This is a genomic window from Acidithiobacillus sulfurivorans (assembly GCF_018853815.1).
Taxonomy (GTDB): Bacteria; Pseudomonadota; Gammaproteobacteria; order Acidithiobacillales; family Acidithiobacillaceae; genus Acidithiobacillus; species Acidithiobacillus sulfurivorans.
In genome coordinates this window covers 54,138-69,929 of record NZ_JAAOMP010000096.1, presented here as the reverse complement: position 1 = coordinate 69,929, position 15,792 = coordinate 54,138, and the positions used below count along the sequence as shown (strand labels likewise).

Below are 15,792 nucleotides of genomic sequence, written 5' to 3'. Positions count from 1 at the left end.
CATATTGTGGATGAAAAGGTGGATAAATGGTTTGCAAGGTGTGGATAAGATAGCCAGTGCAATCATTTTGCGCAGGTTTTCTGAAGGGCCACAAAAACGGTAGAGGGCTTGGAGGCTTTGCCGCGACTTTGGCCCGCGCCGTTTTTGTGGAGTTTACAGATCGCTTCTAAAGAAATTAAAATTTGGACTTGTTCTAATTGGCGTCTTGGGCGCATACTGACGACATAGACTCTCAAGGAAGGATGATATGACTGCTTCAACCCTCGATATAGCGCGTGCCACCTTGTTTACTCCCGGCGGAATCAGTGAAGGGGAGCTGGAAAAAGTGTTTGGCCGACTGTCTCATCGAGCGCTGGATGATGCCGACCTGTACTTTCAGTACAGTCGCAGCGAAGGCTTCAGTCTCGAAGAAGGGGTGGTGAAAAACGGGAGTCATTCCATTGAGCAGGGGGTAGGGGTGCGCGCCATTCAGGGCGAGCGTCAGGGCCTGGCCTACTCGGATGAAATTGGCGTCGAGGCGCTGCTGACGGCTGCAGACGCGGCGCGCGCCATTGTCCATCAGCCGGGTGAGAATCGGGGCCTGGTCTGGCAGCGGCGCAATGGGCTGTCCTTGTATCAGCCAACCGATCCGTTGGCCTCTATCCCTAATGAAGAAAAAATCGCCCTGCTGGAGCGAGTGGAGCAAGTGGCGCGGTCGGTAGACCCCCGCATTGTTCAGGTGATGGCCAGCCTGAGTGCCAAATTCGAGGCGATACTGGTGGCGCGGCTGGATGGCACCATGGCGGCAGATGTCCGTCCTTTGGTGCGTCTCCATGTTTCGGCCATTGCCGAGCAGGGCGGACGTCGCGAGCAGGGGAGCGCCGGTGGTGGTGGTCGTTATGATTACCAGACCTTCCTGAAAGGCCAGATGGCAGACGATTTTGCCCGCGAAGCGGCTCGTCAGGCACTCATTAATCTGGAAGCTGAAGCGGCGCCGGCAGGGAGTATGGATGTGGTGCTGGGGCCGGGTTGGCCGGGCATTTTACTGCATGAAGCCATCGGCCATGGCTTGGAAGGTGATTTCAATCGTAAGGGTACCAGTGCATTTAGTGGTCGGGTCGGTGAGCGGGTTGCTGCTCCAGGGGTGACTGTGGTGGACGACGGTACGCTTGAAAATCGCCGGGGCAGCCTGAATATCGATGACGAAGGCACGGAAACCCAGTGTACCACCCTCATTGAAGATGGAATCCTCAAGGGCTATTTGCAGGATACGCTCAACGCCCGCCTGACCGGCACCCGTTCTACCGGCAATGGTCGTCGCGAGTCCTATGCGCATCTTCCCATGCCCCGGATGACCAATACCTACATGCGTGCGGGTGATCGGGATCCTCAGGAAATTATTGCCAGTGTCCGGCGTGGTCTCTACGCGGTGAACTTTGGCGGGGGGCAGGTGGATATTACCAACGGTAAGTTTGTGTTTTCCGCTTCTGAAGCCTATCTCATTGAAAATGGTAAAATAACCCGGCCGATAAAAGGGGCGACACTGATTGGAAACGGTCCGGATGTGCTGACCAGGGTTGAAATGATCGGTAATGATCTCCAATTAGATACGGGTGTGGGTACTTGTGGTAAGGATGGTCAGAGTGTGCCGGTGGGCGTCGGTCAGCCTACTCTCAAAATACGCGATCTGACGGTGGGAGGAACGCAGGGTTGAAAAAAATCTTATTGTCAGTGGCTTTTCAGAGGGCTAACATCAAAGCATCTGTCAGTCTTGAATCTGGGTCAAATTCTCCCTTGCGGGGGGTAACTTATGAATAATGTCTTAAAAAACGTTTTGTTATGGGTGGCCATAGGGGTCATCCTGATGCTGGTGTTTCAGAACCTCAATACGAGTAGTTCGACGCCCGCTCAGGCTATGGACTTTTCGACGTTTGTGAATAGCATCAAGCAAGGGCAAGTAGCCGATGTGAATATTGATGCCAATCATGTAACGGGTAGTCTCAGTTCCGGGCAAAAGTTCAGCGTTTACACGCCGACCAATGATACCCAGCTGGTGCCCCAGTTGCTTGCCGCAGGCGTAAAAATCAATGTAAAACCCCCGGCAGGACAATCTATTTTGCTGTCCATCCTGATTTCCTGGTTCCCCATGCTTCTGCTTATTGGCGTCTGGATTTTCTTCATGCGCCAGATGGGTGGCGGTGGTGCGGGTGGCCGTGGTGCCATGACATTCGGGCGCAGCAAGGCCCGGATGTTGACTGAAGAAAACAACAAGGTCACCTTCGCCGATGTGGCGGGCATTGAAGAAGCCAAGGAAGAGCTGGCGGAAATTGTCGACTTCCTGCGCGATCCCCAAAAATTCCAGCGTCTCGGTGGTCGGATTCCCAAGGGTGTGCTTTTGATGGGTTCACCGGGTGCCGGTAAAACCTTGCTGGCACGCGCCATTGCCGGTGAAGCCCGGGTACCGTTCTTCTCCATTTCGGGCTCGGATTTTGTGGAAATGTTCGTGGGTGTCGGCGCCTCTCGGGTTCGCGACATGTTCGAGCAGGCGAAAAAGCATGCACCCTGCATCATTTTCATTGACGAAATTGATGCGGTCGGACGGCAGCGTGGTGCGGGTCTTGGCGGTGGTAATGATGAGCGCGAACAGACCCTCAACCAGTTGCTGGTAGAGATGGATGGTTTTGAAGGTACGGAAGGTGTTATTGTGGTGGCTGCCACCAACCGTCCGGATGTGCTGGATCCAGCCTTGTTGCGTCCTGGTCGTTTTGATCGTCAGGTCACTGTGCCCTTGCCCGATATTCGTGGTCGTGAACAGATTTTGCAGGTTCACATGCGTAAAGTGCCTATTACGCCCGACGTGGATCCCAAGGTCATTGCCCGGGGTACGCCTGGTTTTTCCGGGGCTGACCTGGCCAATCTGGTCAACGAAGCGGCGTTGATGGCAGCTCGCAAGAGTAAGCGTCTGGTTGATATGCATGACTTTGAAAATGCCAAAGACAAGGTCATGATGGGTGCTGAACGCAAATCGGTAGTGATGAGTGACAAGCAGCGGGAAACTACGGCATACCATGAATCTGGTCATGCGGTGGTTGCCAAGTTGTTGCCTGGCACAGATCCGGTCCATAAGGTGACCATCATTCCTCGTGGTCGGGCTTTGGGTGTAACCATGCAATTGCCTACTGAAGACCGCTTCAATTATGAGCGTGAGGAAATTCTCTGTAACATTTCCATCCTGATGGGTGGACGTATTGCCGAAGAAGTCTTTCTGAATCAGATGACCACGGGTGCGGGTAATGATATTGAACGCGCCACGGATCTGGCCCGGAAAATGGTGACCCAGTGGGGTATGTCCAATATTGGTCCCATGGTCATTGGTGAGAAAGAAGAAGAAGTGTTCATTGGTCGGGAAATGACCAAGCATAGTAACATTTCCGAACAGACAGCCATGACAGTGGACGGAGAAATCCGGGGCATCATTCGTGAGCGTTATGATGTAGCACGCAAATTGGTAGAGGGAAATCGCGACAAGGTCGAAGCTATGGCTAAGGCTTTGTTGAAGTACGAAACCCTGGATTCCAATCAGGTGAGTGACATCATGGCCGGGCGTGATCCACGTCCGCCGGTGGATGAAGCGGGCAGTTATCCGACCATGCCCCCGGATGGTAATGCCGCCAGTTCGGATAAGACCGGTGGTCAGACGCTGCCGGGCCTCAATCCCGGAGAGCATCCCGTTTGACCGTAACGCTGGATTGCAATGGGCGCCCGCTGTATTTGGGGCGCCCTTGTGTTATGGGGATTTTGAATGTCACGCCCGACTCTTTCTCCGATGGCGGAACTTATATCCGCCCGGAGTTGGCGGTTATGCGGGCGCGGCAAATCTGGGAGAGTGGCGGCGACATCATTGATATTGGTGCGGAATCAACCCGTCCGGGTGCCCCCGCTGTTTCCGAGTCCGAAGAAATGGATCGCCTGCTTCCGGTGGTGGAAGCGGTGCTGGCAGCAGTACCTTTGCCGGTGTCCATAGATACTTACAAAGCTAAGGTCATGCGGGAAGCCTGGTCTCTGGGGGCGGGGTTGATGAATGATGTCACCGCACTGCAAGGCGATCCCCAATCGCTGGCCATGGTCGCAGAGTTGGACATCCCGGTTTGCCTGATGCATATGCGGGGCATTCCACGCAACATGCAGACCAATACTCATTATGACGATGTGCTTGGCGAAGTAACCTGTTTTTTCAGGGAACGCATGGCTGCATGCGCAACCGCAGGAATCCGCCGTGAACAGTTATTACTGGACCCCGGATTTGGTTTTGCCAAAGATCTCCAGGGTAACTGCCGGCTTTTGCGGGAACTGGATGCCCTACAAAGCCTGGGATTGCCGATTGTTGTCGGAGTTTCCCGAAAAAGCATGATTGGGGAGTTGTCAGGCGTCGCCCTTGCCGCTCAACGGCTGGCCGGTAGTATTGCCGCCGCACTCTGGGCTGTGGCCGAGGGCGCGCAGGTGCTGCGCGTCCACGATGTGGCAGAAACGGTGCAGGCCATCAAAGTCTGGACAGGTATTCAGGAACAAGGGGCTGAAAAGCCGTTGAGGGAAACACCATGAGCAGAAAGTGGTTTGGCACCGATGGTGTCAGGGGACGGGTCGGAGATTCCGTCATTCACCCGGAATGGGTGCTGAAGTTGGGATGGGCGGCTGGTCATGTGCTGACCGCTGGTGTTACGGGGCGACCCCGGGTGGTGATTGGCAAGGATACACGGCTTTCTGGTTATTTGCTGGAATCAGCACTGGAATCCGGTCTGGCCAGTGCTGGGGTAGATGTGTTGCTGGTCGGTCCTTTGCCGACACCAGCTATTGCCTATTTGACGCGTACTCTGCGTGCGGACGCCGGGATTGTCATCAGCGCTTCGCATAATCCCTATCAGGACAATGGGATCAAGTTTTTCTCGGGCGACGGCTATAAATTGCCCGATGCCCAGGAAGAAGCCATTGAAGCCTGGATGGATCGGCCAATGCTGGTTTCTGATTCCGAACAGCTTGGTAAGGCGCGCCGCGTAGAGGATGCGGCAGGTCGTTATGTAGAGTTTTGCAAAACCACCTTTCCGGCCAACCTGGACTTGCGTGGCCTGCATCTGGTTGTGGATTGTGCGCACGGTGCCAATTACAAGGTGGGCCCCATGGTATTCCGGGAGTTGGGTGCACAATTGACTTTGCTCGGTGTGGAACCCAATGGCATCAACATCAATGCCGGAGTCGGTTCGACCTGTCCGGAAAGTCTGCAGGAGCAGGTGCGCAGTACTCAGGCTGACCTCGGTATTGCTTTTGATGGTGATGGCGATAGACTGATTTTGGTAGATGGTCAGGGCGCGCTGCTGGATGGCGACGAACTCATCTGGCTTTTGGCCCGCGACATGCAGCAGCAGGGTATTTTGTCAGGCGTGGTCGGTACAGTCATGAGTAATCTGGCCCTTGAGCAGGGTCTTGCTGATTTGGGAGTGCCTTTTGTGCGTAGCGCCGTCGGTGATCGCTATGTTCTTGAAGCCATGCAGCAGCACGCCTTCCCTCTGGGTGGTGAATCATCTGGGCATATTATTACGCCGGCCAATACCACGGGGGATGCTATTCTGGCCGCCTTGCGCGTGCTGGCCATTATGCGTAAATCCGGCAAAAGCTTGAAGGCACTTCGGGAAGGCTATCAGCCTTATCCGCAGGTGCTGATTGGCGTACGTCTGGCAGATGCACGACGTTTGCTCGATCATCCTGCAGCGCAAGAACGGGTTGCGGCCGCAGAACAAGAATTGGCGGATAAAGGGCGGCTACTGGTGCGGCCATCAGGTACAGAACCATTGTTGCGGGTCATGGTCGAGGCCGTGTCAGCGGACCTGGCTGCGCGGGTTGCCGAGAAGCTTGCCAAAGAACTCAGTGATCTGGCGCCCGGATAAAATCAGAAAATGCAAAATTGACCGCTTCGAGTGGAGTCTTTACACTCGGTCGCACATTAGACGATCATGACATATGGCTGAACAAGGAAGATTTGATTTGCGTCCCACCATGGTTGCAGGAAACTGGAAGATGAATGGCCTCAGCGCCGATGCCGTGCATCTTACCCAAGCCATTCTCAGCGCCGATCTGGAGCAGATGCGTCCTGAAGTGGTGCTGTTCCCGCCGTACACCCTTTTGCACGCGGTGACTCAGGAAGCAAAGGGAACCGCTTTGCGCTGGGGGGGGCAGAACTTGTTCTGGGAACCCAATGGGGCCTATACCGGAGAAATTTCGGGCGCAATGCTCCGCGACATGGGTTGTCGCTATGTTTTGGTAGGGCATTCGGAAAGACGGCAGATTTTTGCGGAAACGGACGAACTGGTGGCCCGCAAGGTGAAAGCGGCGCTGTCATCGGGTCTGATACCCGTGGTCTGTGTGGGTGAGAGCGAAGCTGAGCGCGCCCAGGGCGCTACCGAACAGGTTCTGCAGCGTCAGGTCGAGGCGATATTGCCTTTGTTGAATCTGGAGTCCAACCAGCCTAACCTCATCATTGCCTACGAACCCATCTGGGCCATTGGCACCGGGCAAAGTGCCAGTCCGGAAGAGGCCCAGACCGTACATGCTTTTATTCGTAAGCTGGTGGCAGGGCATTCCAGCCAGTTGGCCAAGCGCCTGATTCTGTTGTACGGAGGCAGCGTCAAGGGCAATAACGCAGCGGCACTGTTTGAGCAGGAAGATATTGATGGCGCTCTGGTTGGCGGAGCATCCCTGAGCGCGGGAGAATTTATCCAAATTTGTCGTGCTGCCGAATTGGCAGGACGAGGAGGTTGATTTGATGTACACCTTGTTATTGGTGTTTCAGGTGATTATTTGTGTCGTCCTGGTAGGGCTGGTCCTGATTCAGAAAGGTCAGGGCGCGGATATGGGCGCAGCATTTGGCGGTGGTGGATCGCAAACCGTATTTGGTGCCCAGGGAGCGGGAAACTTCCTCAGCCATACCACTGCGGTTATTGGTGCCATATTTTTTCTGAACAGTCTTGGTCTGGCGTATCTTTCCGATCATGCTGCAAGCAGTGCGGTTTCCGGGATTGCTTTGCCAAGCAAGGCCCCGGTTACCAGCACGCTACCGGTGAAACCCGCTACTGCGACGCCTACGGTCGTTCATCCTGCGGCAGCGGCTACGGGTTCTGCAGCAAGCAGTGTGCCAGCAGCGCCAGTTTCTACAGCAAAAACACCTGTGAAGCCTTGACGTAGCAAGCGGGTCATGAGAAAGTTTTAGAACTTCGGCCGAAGTGGTGAAATTGGTAGACACACCGTCTTGAGGGGGCGGCGGCGCAAGCTGTGCCGGTTCGAATCCGGTCTTCGGCACCAAATTGCAGCCTATAGGGCTGTTTTTTTGTCTCTGGAGTATACCAGAGCATTGATTTATATATAAGAAAATTAATTTATAGCGGACTCTGGAGATGGTGTTTTCAGGTCCATATTTGGGTGGAGGAGTGTTGGGGATGTTGAACCACTATTTACCCGTGCTCATCTTTATTGTGGTGGCACTGGTGGTCGGTGTGGTCCCATTGCTGATGGGAGCCTCGCTGGGACCGCACAAACCGGATAGCGAAAAGCTCTCGCCCTATGAATGTGGCTTTGAGGCTTTTGAAGATGCGCGCGTCAAATTTGATGTGCGCTATTATCTGGTAGCCATTCTGTTCATTCTCTTTGATCTGGAAATTGCCTTCCTGTTCCCCTGGGCCGTGGTCTTCGATCAAATCGGCATGATGGGTTTTCTGGCCATGATGATTTTTCTCGCCATTCTCGTGGTGGGTTTCATTTATGAGTGGAAAAAAGGAGCCTTGGAATGGGAATAGAAGGCATCCTCGAAAAAGGTTTTGTGACCACCAGCATCGATACCGTGGTCAACTGGAGTCGTACCGGCTCCTTGTGGCCCATGACTTTTGGGCTGGCATGCTGTGCCGTAGAGATGATGCATGCCGGAGCAGCCCGTTATGATCTGGATCGCTTTGGTATCGTGTTTCGTCCCAGTCCGCGTCAGTCGGATGTGATGATTGTGGCGGGGACTCTGGTCAATAAAATGGCCCCGGCCTTACGTAAGGTCTATGACCAGATGCCGGAACCGCGTTGGGTGGTTTCCATGGGTTCCTGCGCTAATGGTGGTGGCTATTATCACTACTCGTACAGCATTGTGCGTGGTTGTGATCGCATCGTGCCGGTGGATATTTATGTTCCCGGTTGTCCGCCCACTGCCGAGGCGCTACTTTACGGTCTGATCCAATTGCAGAAAAAAATCCGCCGAACCAATACGATAGCCAGGTAAGCCATGACTGACGCACTCGAAAACCTGCGCCAGACACTGAGCGCAAAGCTGGGAGATACTCTGCGCGATGCCCGTATTGATCGTGAAGAATTGACGGTGGAAATAACTCTGGAAGGGTTCCACGCAGCTTGTCTCTGGTTGCGCGACGATCCGGCCTGCCGCTTCGACATGCTGATAGATGTATGCGGCGTCGACTACTCCGAATATGGCGACGGTACCTGGGAAGGTCCGCGTTTTGCGGTGGTCTATCATTTACTTTCCCTGCCACACCGGCAACGCATCCGTTTACGGATATTTGCGGACACGGAGTTGCCGATTGTCCCTTCCGTAGTGGATGTCTGGGCGGCCGCCAACTGGTTTGAGCGGGAGACTTTTGATCTTTACGGCATTTTGTTTGATGGTCACCCCGACCTGCGCCGTATTCTCACTGATTATGGTTTTGTGGGTCATCCTTTCCGTAAGGATTTTCCGCTGGTGGGAACCGTAGAAATGCGTTATGACGCCGATCAGGGGCGCGTCATTTACGAACCCACGCGCACCGAAGAACGGGTAATTGTCCCGCGCATCATCCGGGCCGAAGAGGGGGGGCGCTACAATGCCAGAAATCAATAATTTCACCATGAACTTCGGGCCGCAGCATCCTTCGGCACATGGGGTGTTGCGGCTGGTGCTGGAGCTGGATGGGGAAGTCATCGAGCGTGCTGATCCGCATATTGGTTTGCTTCATCGTGCTACGGAAAAGCTGGCTGAAAACAAAACCTATTTGCAGAATTTGCCCTATATGGACCGCCTCGACTACGTGTCGATGATGTGTAACGAGCATGCGTACTGCCTGGCCGTGGAAAAGCTGCTTGGTCTGGAAGTGCCAAGGCGTGCCCAGTATATTCGTACGCTTTTCGACGAAATCACCCGGGTCCTCAACCATCTGCTCTGGCTGGGTGCCTATGCGCTGGATGTGGGCGCAATGAGTGTTTTCCTGTACTGCTTTCGTGAGCGGGAAGACCTTATGGACGTCTATGAGGCGGTTTCCGGTGCGCGGATGCACGCAGCTTATTATCGGCCGGGTGGGGTTTATCGTGATCTTCCGGCGCAGATGCCTCAGTATGTGGCCTCGCCTTACCGGGATGCCAAGCGCCTGGATGAACTCAATGCCAATCGTCAGGGAACGGTGCTCGATTTCATTGAAGATTTTACCCGACGTTTTCCCGGTTATGTAGACGAATATGAAACATTGCTGACCGATAACCGCATCTGGAAACAAAGAACAGTGGGGATTGGTGTGGTGGGTTCCGAGCGGGCGGTGCAGCTGGGCTTTACCGGTCCCATGTTGCGGGCTTCCGGGGTGGCCTGGGATTTACGGCGGACCCAGCCTTATGCGGCTTATGCTGATCTGGATTTTGAGATTCCCGTCGGTAGTACCGGGGATTGTTATGACCGCTATCTGGTGCGGGTGGCGGAAATGCGGCAAAGCAACCACATCATTGCCCAGTGCGTGAATTGGCTGCGCCAGAATCCGGGGCCGGTCATTACGGATGATTTCAAGGTGGCAGCGCCGCCGCGTGAAGAAATGAAGGGCAGCATGGAAGCCCTCATCCATCACTTCAAGCTGTTTTCGGAAGGCATGTCCGTTCCGGCGGGAGAAGTGTACACGGCTGTCGAGGCTCCCAAGGGGGAATTCGGGATATACATGGTTTCGGACGGAGCCAACAAGCCCTACCGGATGAAAATTCGTGCCCCCGGTTTTTCTCATCTGGCGGCAATGGATGAAATGGCCAAGGGACACATGATTGCAGATGTGGTGGCGATACTGTCCACCATGGATATTGTTTTCGGCGAGATTGACAGGTAGAGCATGTTATCGGAAAAGTCCCTGAAAGCTATTGCCTTTGAGCGCAGCAAATATCCGCAGGAAGAGGCGCGTTCTGCGTTGTTGGCGGCACTGCGTATTGCCCAGGAAGAACAGGGTTATCTGCGTGATGAACTGATTGAATATGTCGCAGAAATTCTGGGGTTGCCAGCCATTCAGGCTTTTGAGGTGGCAACTTTTTACACCATGTATGACCTCAAGCCCGTGGGTCGCCACAAGCTCTGCGTCTGTGGCAGCGTGTCCTGCTTTCTGAACGGATCAGACCAAATCATTGGTCATCTGAGTAAAACACTGGGAATCGGTCCGGGTGAAACGACGGCTGATGGCTTGTTCACCTTGCAGGAAGTGGAATGCCTGGGTGCCTGTAAAGATGCGCCGATGATGCAGCTGGGAGATCGTTACTACGAAAACCTGACTCCGGAAAGTCTTGATGCTCTGATTGCCCAATTGCGGGGAGGATCTGAAGATGTACGTTAATGGCGTTACGCTGCAGAATCGTGGTATTCCCGACTCCCATCGTCTGTCCGTGTATGCCGGAACCGGAGGTTATGAAGCCTTGCGCAAGGTCCTCCAGGAACCGATGGCGCCCGATCAGATTATTGCCGAAATGAAAAAATCCGCTTTGCGTGGGCGCGGTGGTGCCGGTTTTCCGACCGGACTGAAATGGAGTTTCATGCCCAAAGGCGTCAGTGGCACGAAATACCTGCTCTGCAATGCTGATGAGGGCGAGCCCGGTACCTGCAAGGATCGGGATATTATGCGCTATGAACCGCATCGCCTGATTGAGGGGATGATTATTGGTGCCTATGCCATGGGTGCTACGGCGGGCTACATTTTTATTCGTGGCGAGTTTATTGAACCCATCCATATTGTCGAGGATGCGCTGGCTGAAGCCTATGCAGCGGGTTATCTCGGCCAGAATATTCTGGGTACCGGTTTTTCCTTCGATTTGTATGTATATCGGGGTGCCGGGGCCTACATTTGTGGGGAAGAAACCGCACTCATGGAAGCCCTGGAAGGCAAAAAGGGCCAGCCGCGCTTCAAGCCACCTTTCCCGGCCAGTTATGGGCTTTACGGACGTCCTACCACCATCAACAATGTCGAAACGTTCGCCTCGGTGCCGGACATTATCACCAAGGGTGGCGAGTGGTTTTTGAATCTGGGTAAACCCAATAATGGTGGCACCAAGATTTTTTCAGTCACTGGCCAGGTCCAGAAACCTGGAAATTACGAAGTCCCCATGGGGCTTCCGTTCCGCGAACTGTTGGAGATGGCGGGGGGATTACGTCCTGGTCGCCAGCTGAAAGCGGTGATTCCCGGTGGAACCAGCACGGCGATGGTGGCTGGAGAGGTGATGATGGATGTCACCATGGATTATGACTCCATTTCCAAGGCGGGTTCGGCGTTGGGCGCGGGTTCTGTGATTGTCATGGATGACAGTGTGTGCATGGTCCGTACGGTAGAGCGCATTGCCCGTTTTTATATGCATGAGTCCTGTGGTCAATGTACACCCTGCCGCGAAGGCATGGGTTGGTTGTGGCGGGTCATGCATCGCCTCGAAAACGGTCAGGGTCGGGAAGAAGACCTGCAACTGCTTCTGGATGTGGGTTCGCGGATTGAGGGGCGGACCATCTGCGCCTTGGCAGATGGTGGTGTTGCGCCCGTGGTGAGTTCCATCAAACTGTTTCGTGAGGAATATGAATACCACATTGAACACAAAAGCTGCATGATCAGTATGGGGGAGCACTGATGCCACATATTGAAATAGACGGACAGCAAATTGAGGTGGCAGCTGGTACCACGATCATGGAGGCCGCCGAGTCTTTAGGGATTTACATTCCGTTTTTCTGCTATCACCCTAAACTTTCCGTAGCAGCCAATTGCCGGATGTGTCTGGTGGATGTGGAAAAAGCGCCAAAACCCTTGCCTGCCTGTGCCACCCCGGTGGCCGACGGAATGAAAATTGCGACGGCTTCGCGCAAGGCAAAAATGGCCCAGCAGGGTGTCCTGGAATTTTTGCTGATCAACCATCCCCTGGATTGTCCGATTTGTGATCAGGGCGGCGAATGTCCATTGCAGGACATCACCATGGGCTTTGCCAATCCGCACAGTCATTACAATGAGGAGAAGCGGGTTGTCGAAGACAAGGACATCGGTCCGCTGATCACTACCGAAATGACCCGCTGTATTCAGTGTACCCGCTGTGTGCGGTTTGGGCAGGAAATTGGTGGCATCAAGGAGCTTGGGGCTACCGGACGCGGTGAACACATGGCCATTGGCACTTATGTAGCCAAGGCTGTGAAATCGGAATTATCCGGAAACATGATTGATTTATGCCCGGTGGGTGCGCTGACCAGCAAACCCTTCCGCTACAAGGCCCGCTCCTGGGAACTGAAGCATACCCCCGGCATTTGTCCGCATTGTTCCACGGGCTGCAATACCGATGTCCAAAGCCTGGGCAAAGAAGTATTGCGGGTTTTGCCGCGCAATAATGAAGCCGTCAATGAACAATGGATTTGTGACAAGGGGCGCTATGCCTACACCGGATTGAATGCGCCTGATCGGGTGACCCAGCCTTTGTTGCGCGATTCACAGGGTAAGTGGACGGAAGTCTCCTGGGCAGAAGCTCTGGAAGCGACTCTCGCCGGACTGGAAAAAGTGCTTGCCCGTCACGGTGCAGACAAGCTGGCCGGACTGATTTCCGGACAGTCCAGTAACGAAGAATTATTTCTGTTCCAGGCCTTGTTGCGCGGACTGGGTAGCCCGCATGTGGATCATCGTCTGCGGCAGCAGGATTTCCGTGCGGATGCAGCCATGCCTCTTTATCCGGCGCTGAATATGAGTCTGGAAGAACTGGAAAGAGAACCGCTGATTGTGCTCTGTCATGGCTTCACCCGGCACCAGCAGCCGCTGACCAACCATCGCCTGCATAAGGCGGTACTGAACGGCGGTAAGGTGGTGAGCATTGACAGCATGCGTCAGGATTTCAATTTTCCGGTCACCCAGATGGTTGCCGAGGCGGGTGAAGATCTGGCCTTGTACCAGCAACTGGCGGGGCATTTTGCCCATGTTCATGAAGAAAAACAGACCGATGTTCTGGTACATTTGGCCCGGGAAATGGCGGCAGCAGATAATCCGCTCATTTTGATTGGCAGTGCCTTGCTGCATCACCCCCAGGCTGCCGATTTGCTGGCGCAGGTGGAAACCATTGCCGAGCTGGCGGGTGGGCGGATTGGCTGGCTGGCAGAAGAAAGCAACAGTGCCGGAGCCTGGTTGAGTGGCTGTGTACCTCAGCGCGCTCCTGGCGGCCACCTGCTGGCAGAGTCCGGTTTACCTGCAGGTGCCTGCTGGAACGCCGAAATGCAGGGCTTTATTCTTTTCGGAATGGAGCCGGGTGCGGATAGTCTCGCAGGAGCACAAGCGGTTCAGCGCCTGCGCGATGCCGAGTTTGTCTTAAGTATCAGTCATTTTAGCAACGAAGCCCGGCAGTATGCGGATGTAATATTACCCATGGCCGCGTTTGCCGAGGGTTCAGGTTCTTATGTGAATAATGAAGGACGCTGCCAGTCCTTCCGCGCGGCAGTGAAACTACCCGGTGAAGCCCGTCCCGGCTGGAAAATATTGCGGGTATTGGGTGATAGTCTGAAGCTGCCGGACTTTCAGTACAATGAACTGAGCGAAGTCAGCGCCGCCTGGCATCATGCCGTGGGCGACTATGATATGGATATTCCGCCTTTCCATGCCTTTCCAACACTGGGTGCGGCGCAACCCATACCAGCAGGCACGTTATTGCGCCTTGGCGACTGGCCCATTTATCAGGGTGATCCTCTGGTGCGCCGGGCCAAGCCGCTGAGTACCCCCTTGGTTGCCAGAATGCATCCCGATCAGGCCCGTCAGTCGGGAATTCAGGGTGAGGCCGTGGAAGTCAGTACCGCATCGGGAAAAGTCACTCTGGCCCTGGATCTGGATACGCATATTCCCCTGGGTTGCATCTGGATTCCTCTGGGCTACCCGGAAACTTCGGGACTTGCTGCGCCTTATAGGCCCTGTTCCGTGGCGATGGCAGCATTACTGCCGGAAACCCAGAGGGCGTCATAATGCATGATTTTTATCATACCGGCTGGTGGGCGGTCATCTGGTCGATTATCAAAATTGTCATTGTGGTGGTGCCGTTATTACTGGGTGTGGCTTACCTGACCCTGGCAGAACGCAAGGTCATTGGTTACATGCAGGTCCGTCTGGGACCCAACCGGGTGGGTTTCAGAGGTTCGCTGCAGCCTATTGCCGATGCGCTGAAGCTGATGTTCAAGGAAGTCATCATTCCTACCAGTGCCAATCGCTTCCTGTTTTTGGCAGCGCCGGTACTGGCGTTTGTGCCCGCGCTGCTGGTCTGGGCGGCAGTGCCTTTCGGGCCGGATGTGGCTATCTCCAATATGAATGCCGGTTTGCTGTACGTGCTGGCGATTGCCGGGCTGGGCGTGTACGGCATTATCGTGGCGGGCTGGGCTTCTAATTCCAAGTATGCTTTTCTGGGTGCCATGCGTGCTGCTGCACAGCTGGTTGCTTACGAAATCGCCATGGGTTTTGCCCTGGTCGGGGTGTTGATGTTGGCCCAGACCCTGAATCTGAGCAAAATTGTCGAGGCCCAGGCCGGTGGCGGATTCTGGTCCTGGTACTGGTTGCCCCTTTTCCCGTTTTTTCTGGTGTATTTTATATCCGGTGTGGCGGAAACCAACCGCGCACCTTTTGACGTAGCGGAAGGCGAGTCGGAAATTGTCGCCGGTTTCCATGTGGAATATTCTGGAATGGCTTTCGCCCTGTTTTTCCTGGCGGAATATGCCAACATGATTTTTGTGTCGTTGTTGACGACGGTCCTGTTTCTGGGCGGTTGGTATGCACCCATCAACACACCATTATTGACCTGGATACCTGGCTTGGTCTGGTTGCTGCTCAAAACCGCTTTTCTGCTATATGTGTTTTTGTGGATTCGTGCAACATTCCCACGCTATCGCTATGACCAGATCATGCGCCTGGGCTGGAAAGTGTTCATTCCGGTAACCATTGCCTGGATTGTGGTAGTGGGTATTGCCCTGGAAACACCCATGCGTGCCATTCTGCGCTGAGGAGAACAATATGCAAATTCGCCCAAAGCAGTGGTTCAAGACTTTTTTCCTGACGGAAATGCTGCGCGGTATGCAGCTGACCGGTCGGTATTTTTTTGCCCGCAAAATTACCGTGCAGTATCCCGAAGAACAAACGCCCCAGTCTCCGCGTTTTCGGGGGCTGCATGCTCTACGCCGTTATGAAAACGGTGAAGAACGCTGCATCGCCTGTAAATTATGTGAAGCCGTCTGTCCGGCATTGGCTATCACCATTGAAAGTGAGCAACGTAATGACGGAACCCGACGCACCACCCGTTATGACATTGATCTGAGCAAGTGCATTTTTTGTGGTCTCTGTGAAGAATCCTGTCCGGTGGATTCCATTGTCGAAAGTCGGGTGCTGTCCTATCACGGTGAAATTCGTGGTGATCTGATTTATACCAAGGATATGCTCCTCGCTAATGGTGATCGCCTGGAAGCAGAATTGGCAGCGGATCGCGAAGCAGACCGCGCATATCGTTGACAGGAAAATAATA

General features: G+C 54.4%; 15 protein-coding genes and 1 tRNA gene. All 16 read left to right on the top strand.

The window, feature by feature from the left end; genetic code table 11:
* Positions 1 to 247: 247 nt before the first annotated feature.
* The 16 genes from tldD to nuoI all read left to right on the top strand — a co-directional run bounded on the left by tldD (position 248) and on the right by nuoI (position 15,779).
* Positions 248 to 1,693: a metalloprotease TldD gene (gene tldD / locus HAP95_RS08610; protein ID WP_215883845.1), complete on the top strand. Its 1,446-nt coding sequence runs from the start codon at positions 248 to 250 to the stop codon at positions 1,691 to 1,693.
* Positions 1,694 to 1,789: 96 nt separating this feature from the next.
* Positions 1,790 to 3,715, top strand: a complete 1,926-nt coding sequence (ftsH, locus tag HAP95_RS08605) for an ATP-dependent zinc metalloprotease FtsH (protein ID WP_215883844.1) — start codon at positions 1,790 to 1,792, stop codon at positions 3,713 to 3,715.
* Between the two features lie 53 nt (positions 3,716 to 3,768).
* A complete protein-coding gene (folP, locus tag HAP95_RS08600; RefSeq protein WP_215883843.1) occupies positions 3,769 to 4,581 on the top strand; it encodes a dihydropteroate synthase in 813 nt (270 codons plus the stop codon).
* Complete coding sequence (glmM, locus tag HAP95_RS08595) at positions 4,578 to 5,918, top strand: phosphoglucosamine mutase (RefSeq protein WP_215883842.1); 1,341 nt, start codon at positions 4,578 to 4,580, stop codon at positions 5,916 to 5,918. The genes folP and glmM overlap by 4 nt, the downstream gene beginning before the upstream one ends.
* Positions 5,919 to 6,015: 97 nt before the next feature.
* Complete coding sequence (gene tpiA / locus HAP95_RS08590; protein WP_215883841.1) at positions 6,016 to 6,789, top strand: triose-phosphate isomerase; 774 nt, start codon at positions 6,016 to 6,018, stop codon at positions 6,787 to 6,789.
* Between the two features lie 4 nt (positions 6,790 to 6,793).
* Entirely contained in the window at positions 6,794 to 7,207 is a 414-nt protein-coding gene (gene secG / locus HAP95_RS08585; RefSeq protein ID WP_215883840.1) for a preprotein translocase subunit SecG, read from the top strand.
* 37 nt (positions 7,208 to 7,244) lie between these two features.
* A tRNA-Leu gene (locus HAP95_RS08580) sits at positions 7,245 to 7,329 on the top strand.
* Positions 7,330 to 7,463: 134 nt separating this feature from the next.
* A complete protein-coding gene (locus HAP95_RS08575; protein ID WP_024893593.1) occupies positions 7,464 to 7,820 on the top strand; it encodes an NADH-quinone oxidoreductase subunit A in 357 nt (118 codons plus the stop codon).
* On the top strand, positions 7,811 to 8,287 hold the full coding sequence (locus tag HAP95_RS08570; RefSeq protein WP_010641695.1) for a NuoB/complex I 20 kDa subunit family protein: 477 nt from the start codon (positions 7,811 to 7,813) through the stop codon (positions 8,285 to 8,287). Before HAP95_RS08575 ends, HAP95_RS08570 begins: the two co-directional genes overlap by 10 nt.
* Positions 8,288 to 8,290: 3 nt before the next feature.
* On the top strand, positions 8,291 to 8,899 hold the full coding sequence (locus HAP95_RS08565; protein WP_215883839.1) for an NADH-quinone oxidoreductase subunit C: 609 nt from the start codon (positions 8,291 to 8,293) through the stop codon (positions 8,897 to 8,899).
* Entirely contained in the window at positions 8,883 to 10,136 is a 1,254-nt protein-coding gene (locus HAP95_RS08560) for an NADH-quinone oxidoreductase subunit D (RefSeq protein WP_215883838.1), read from the top strand. Before HAP95_RS08565 ends, HAP95_RS08560 begins: the two co-directional genes overlap by 17 nt.
* Positions 10,137 to 10,139: 3 nt before the next feature.
* Positions 10,140 to 10,631, top strand: a complete 492-nt coding sequence (gene nuoE / locus HAP95_RS08555; RefSeq protein WP_215883837.1) for an NADH-quinone oxidoreductase subunit NuoE — start codon at positions 10,140 to 10,142, stop codon at positions 10,629 to 10,631.
* On the top strand, positions 10,621 to 11,904 hold the full coding sequence (gene nuoF / locus HAP95_RS08550) for an NADH-quinone oxidoreductase subunit NuoF (RefSeq protein ID WP_215883836.1): 1,284 nt from the start codon (positions 10,621 to 10,623) through the stop codon (positions 11,902 to 11,904). The genes nuoE and nuoF overlap by 11 nt, the downstream gene beginning before the upstream one ends.
* Positions 11,904 to 14,252, top strand: coding sequence for an NADH-quinone oxidoreductase subunit NuoG (nuoG, locus tag HAP95_RS08545; RefSeq protein WP_215883835.1), 2,349 nt, complete (start codon positions 11,904 to 11,906; stop codon positions 14,250 to 14,252). Before nuoF ends, nuoG begins: the two co-directional genes overlap by 1 nt.
* On the top strand, positions 14,252 to 15,277 hold the full coding sequence (gene nuoH / locus HAP95_RS08540; protein ID WP_215883834.1) for an NADH-quinone oxidoreductase subunit NuoH: 1,026 nt from the start codon (positions 14,252 to 14,254) through the stop codon (positions 15,275 to 15,277). The genes nuoG and nuoH overlap by 1 nt, the downstream gene beginning before the upstream one ends.
* Before the next feature lie 10 nt (positions 15,278 to 15,287).
* Positions 15,288 to 15,779, top strand: a complete 492-nt coding sequence (gene nuoI / locus HAP95_RS08535) for an NADH-quinone oxidoreductase subunit NuoI (protein ID WP_010641710.1) — start codon at positions 15,288 to 15,290, stop codon at positions 15,777 to 15,779.
* Positions 15,780 to 15,792 lie beyond the last annotated feature (13 nt).

Excerpts from the sequence above, each read along its gene's own strand:
- HAP95_RS08565 (WP_215883839.1), top strand. The coding sequence starts at position 8,291 with ATGACTGACGCACTCGAAAACCTGCGCCAGACACTGAGCGCAAAGCTG.
- nuoI (WP_010641710.1), top strand. The coding sequence starts at position 15,288 with ATGCAAATTCGCCCAAAGCAGTGGTTCAAGACTTTTTTCCTGACGGAA.
- ftsH (WP_215883844.1), top strand. The coding sequence starts at position 1,790 with ATGAATAATGTCTTAAAAAACGTTTTGTTATGGGTGGCCATAGGGGTC.
- secG (WP_215883840.1), top strand. The coding sequence starts at position 6,794 with ATGTACACCTTGTTATTGGTGTTTCAGGTGATTATTTGTGTCGTCCTG.
- HAP95_RS08570 (WP_010641695.1), top strand. The coding sequence starts at position 7,811 with ATGGGAATAGAAGGCATCCTCGAAAAAGGTTTTGTGACCACCAGCATC.
- HAP95_RS08560 (WP_215883838.1), top strand. The coding sequence starts at position 8,883 with ATGCCAGAAATCAATAATTTCACCATGAACTTCGGGCCGCAGCATCCT.
- nuoF (WP_215883836.1), top strand. The coding sequence starts at position 10,621 with ATGTACGTTAATGGCGTTACGCTGCAGAATCGTGGTATTCCCGACTCC.
- nuoH (WP_215883834.1), top strand. The coding sequence starts at position 14,252 with ATGCATGATTTTTATCATACCGGCTGGTGGGCGGTCATCTGGTCGATT.
- glmM (WP_215883842.1), top strand. The coding sequence starts at position 4,578 with ATGAGCAGAAAGTGGTTTGGCACCGATGGTGTCAGGGGACGGGTCGGA.
- tldD (WP_215883845.1), top strand. The coding sequence starts at position 248 with ATGACTGCTTCAACCCTCGATATAGCGCGTGCCACCTTGTTTACTCCC.
- nuoE (WP_215883837.1), top strand. The coding sequence starts at position 10,140 with ATGTTATCGGAAAAGTCCCTGAAAGCTATTGCCTTTGAGCGCAGCAAA.
- nuoG (WP_215883835.1), top strand. The coding sequence starts at position 11,904 with ATGCCACATATTGAAATAGACGGACAGCAAATTGAGGTGGCAGCTGGT.
- HAP95_RS08575 (WP_024893593.1), top strand. The coding sequence starts at position 7,464 with ATGTTGAACCACTATTTACCCGTGCTCATCTTTATTGTGGTGGCACTG.
- folP (WP_215883843.1), top strand. The coding sequence starts at position 3,769 with ATGGGGATTTTGAATGTCACGCCCGACTCTTTCTCCGATGGCGGAACT.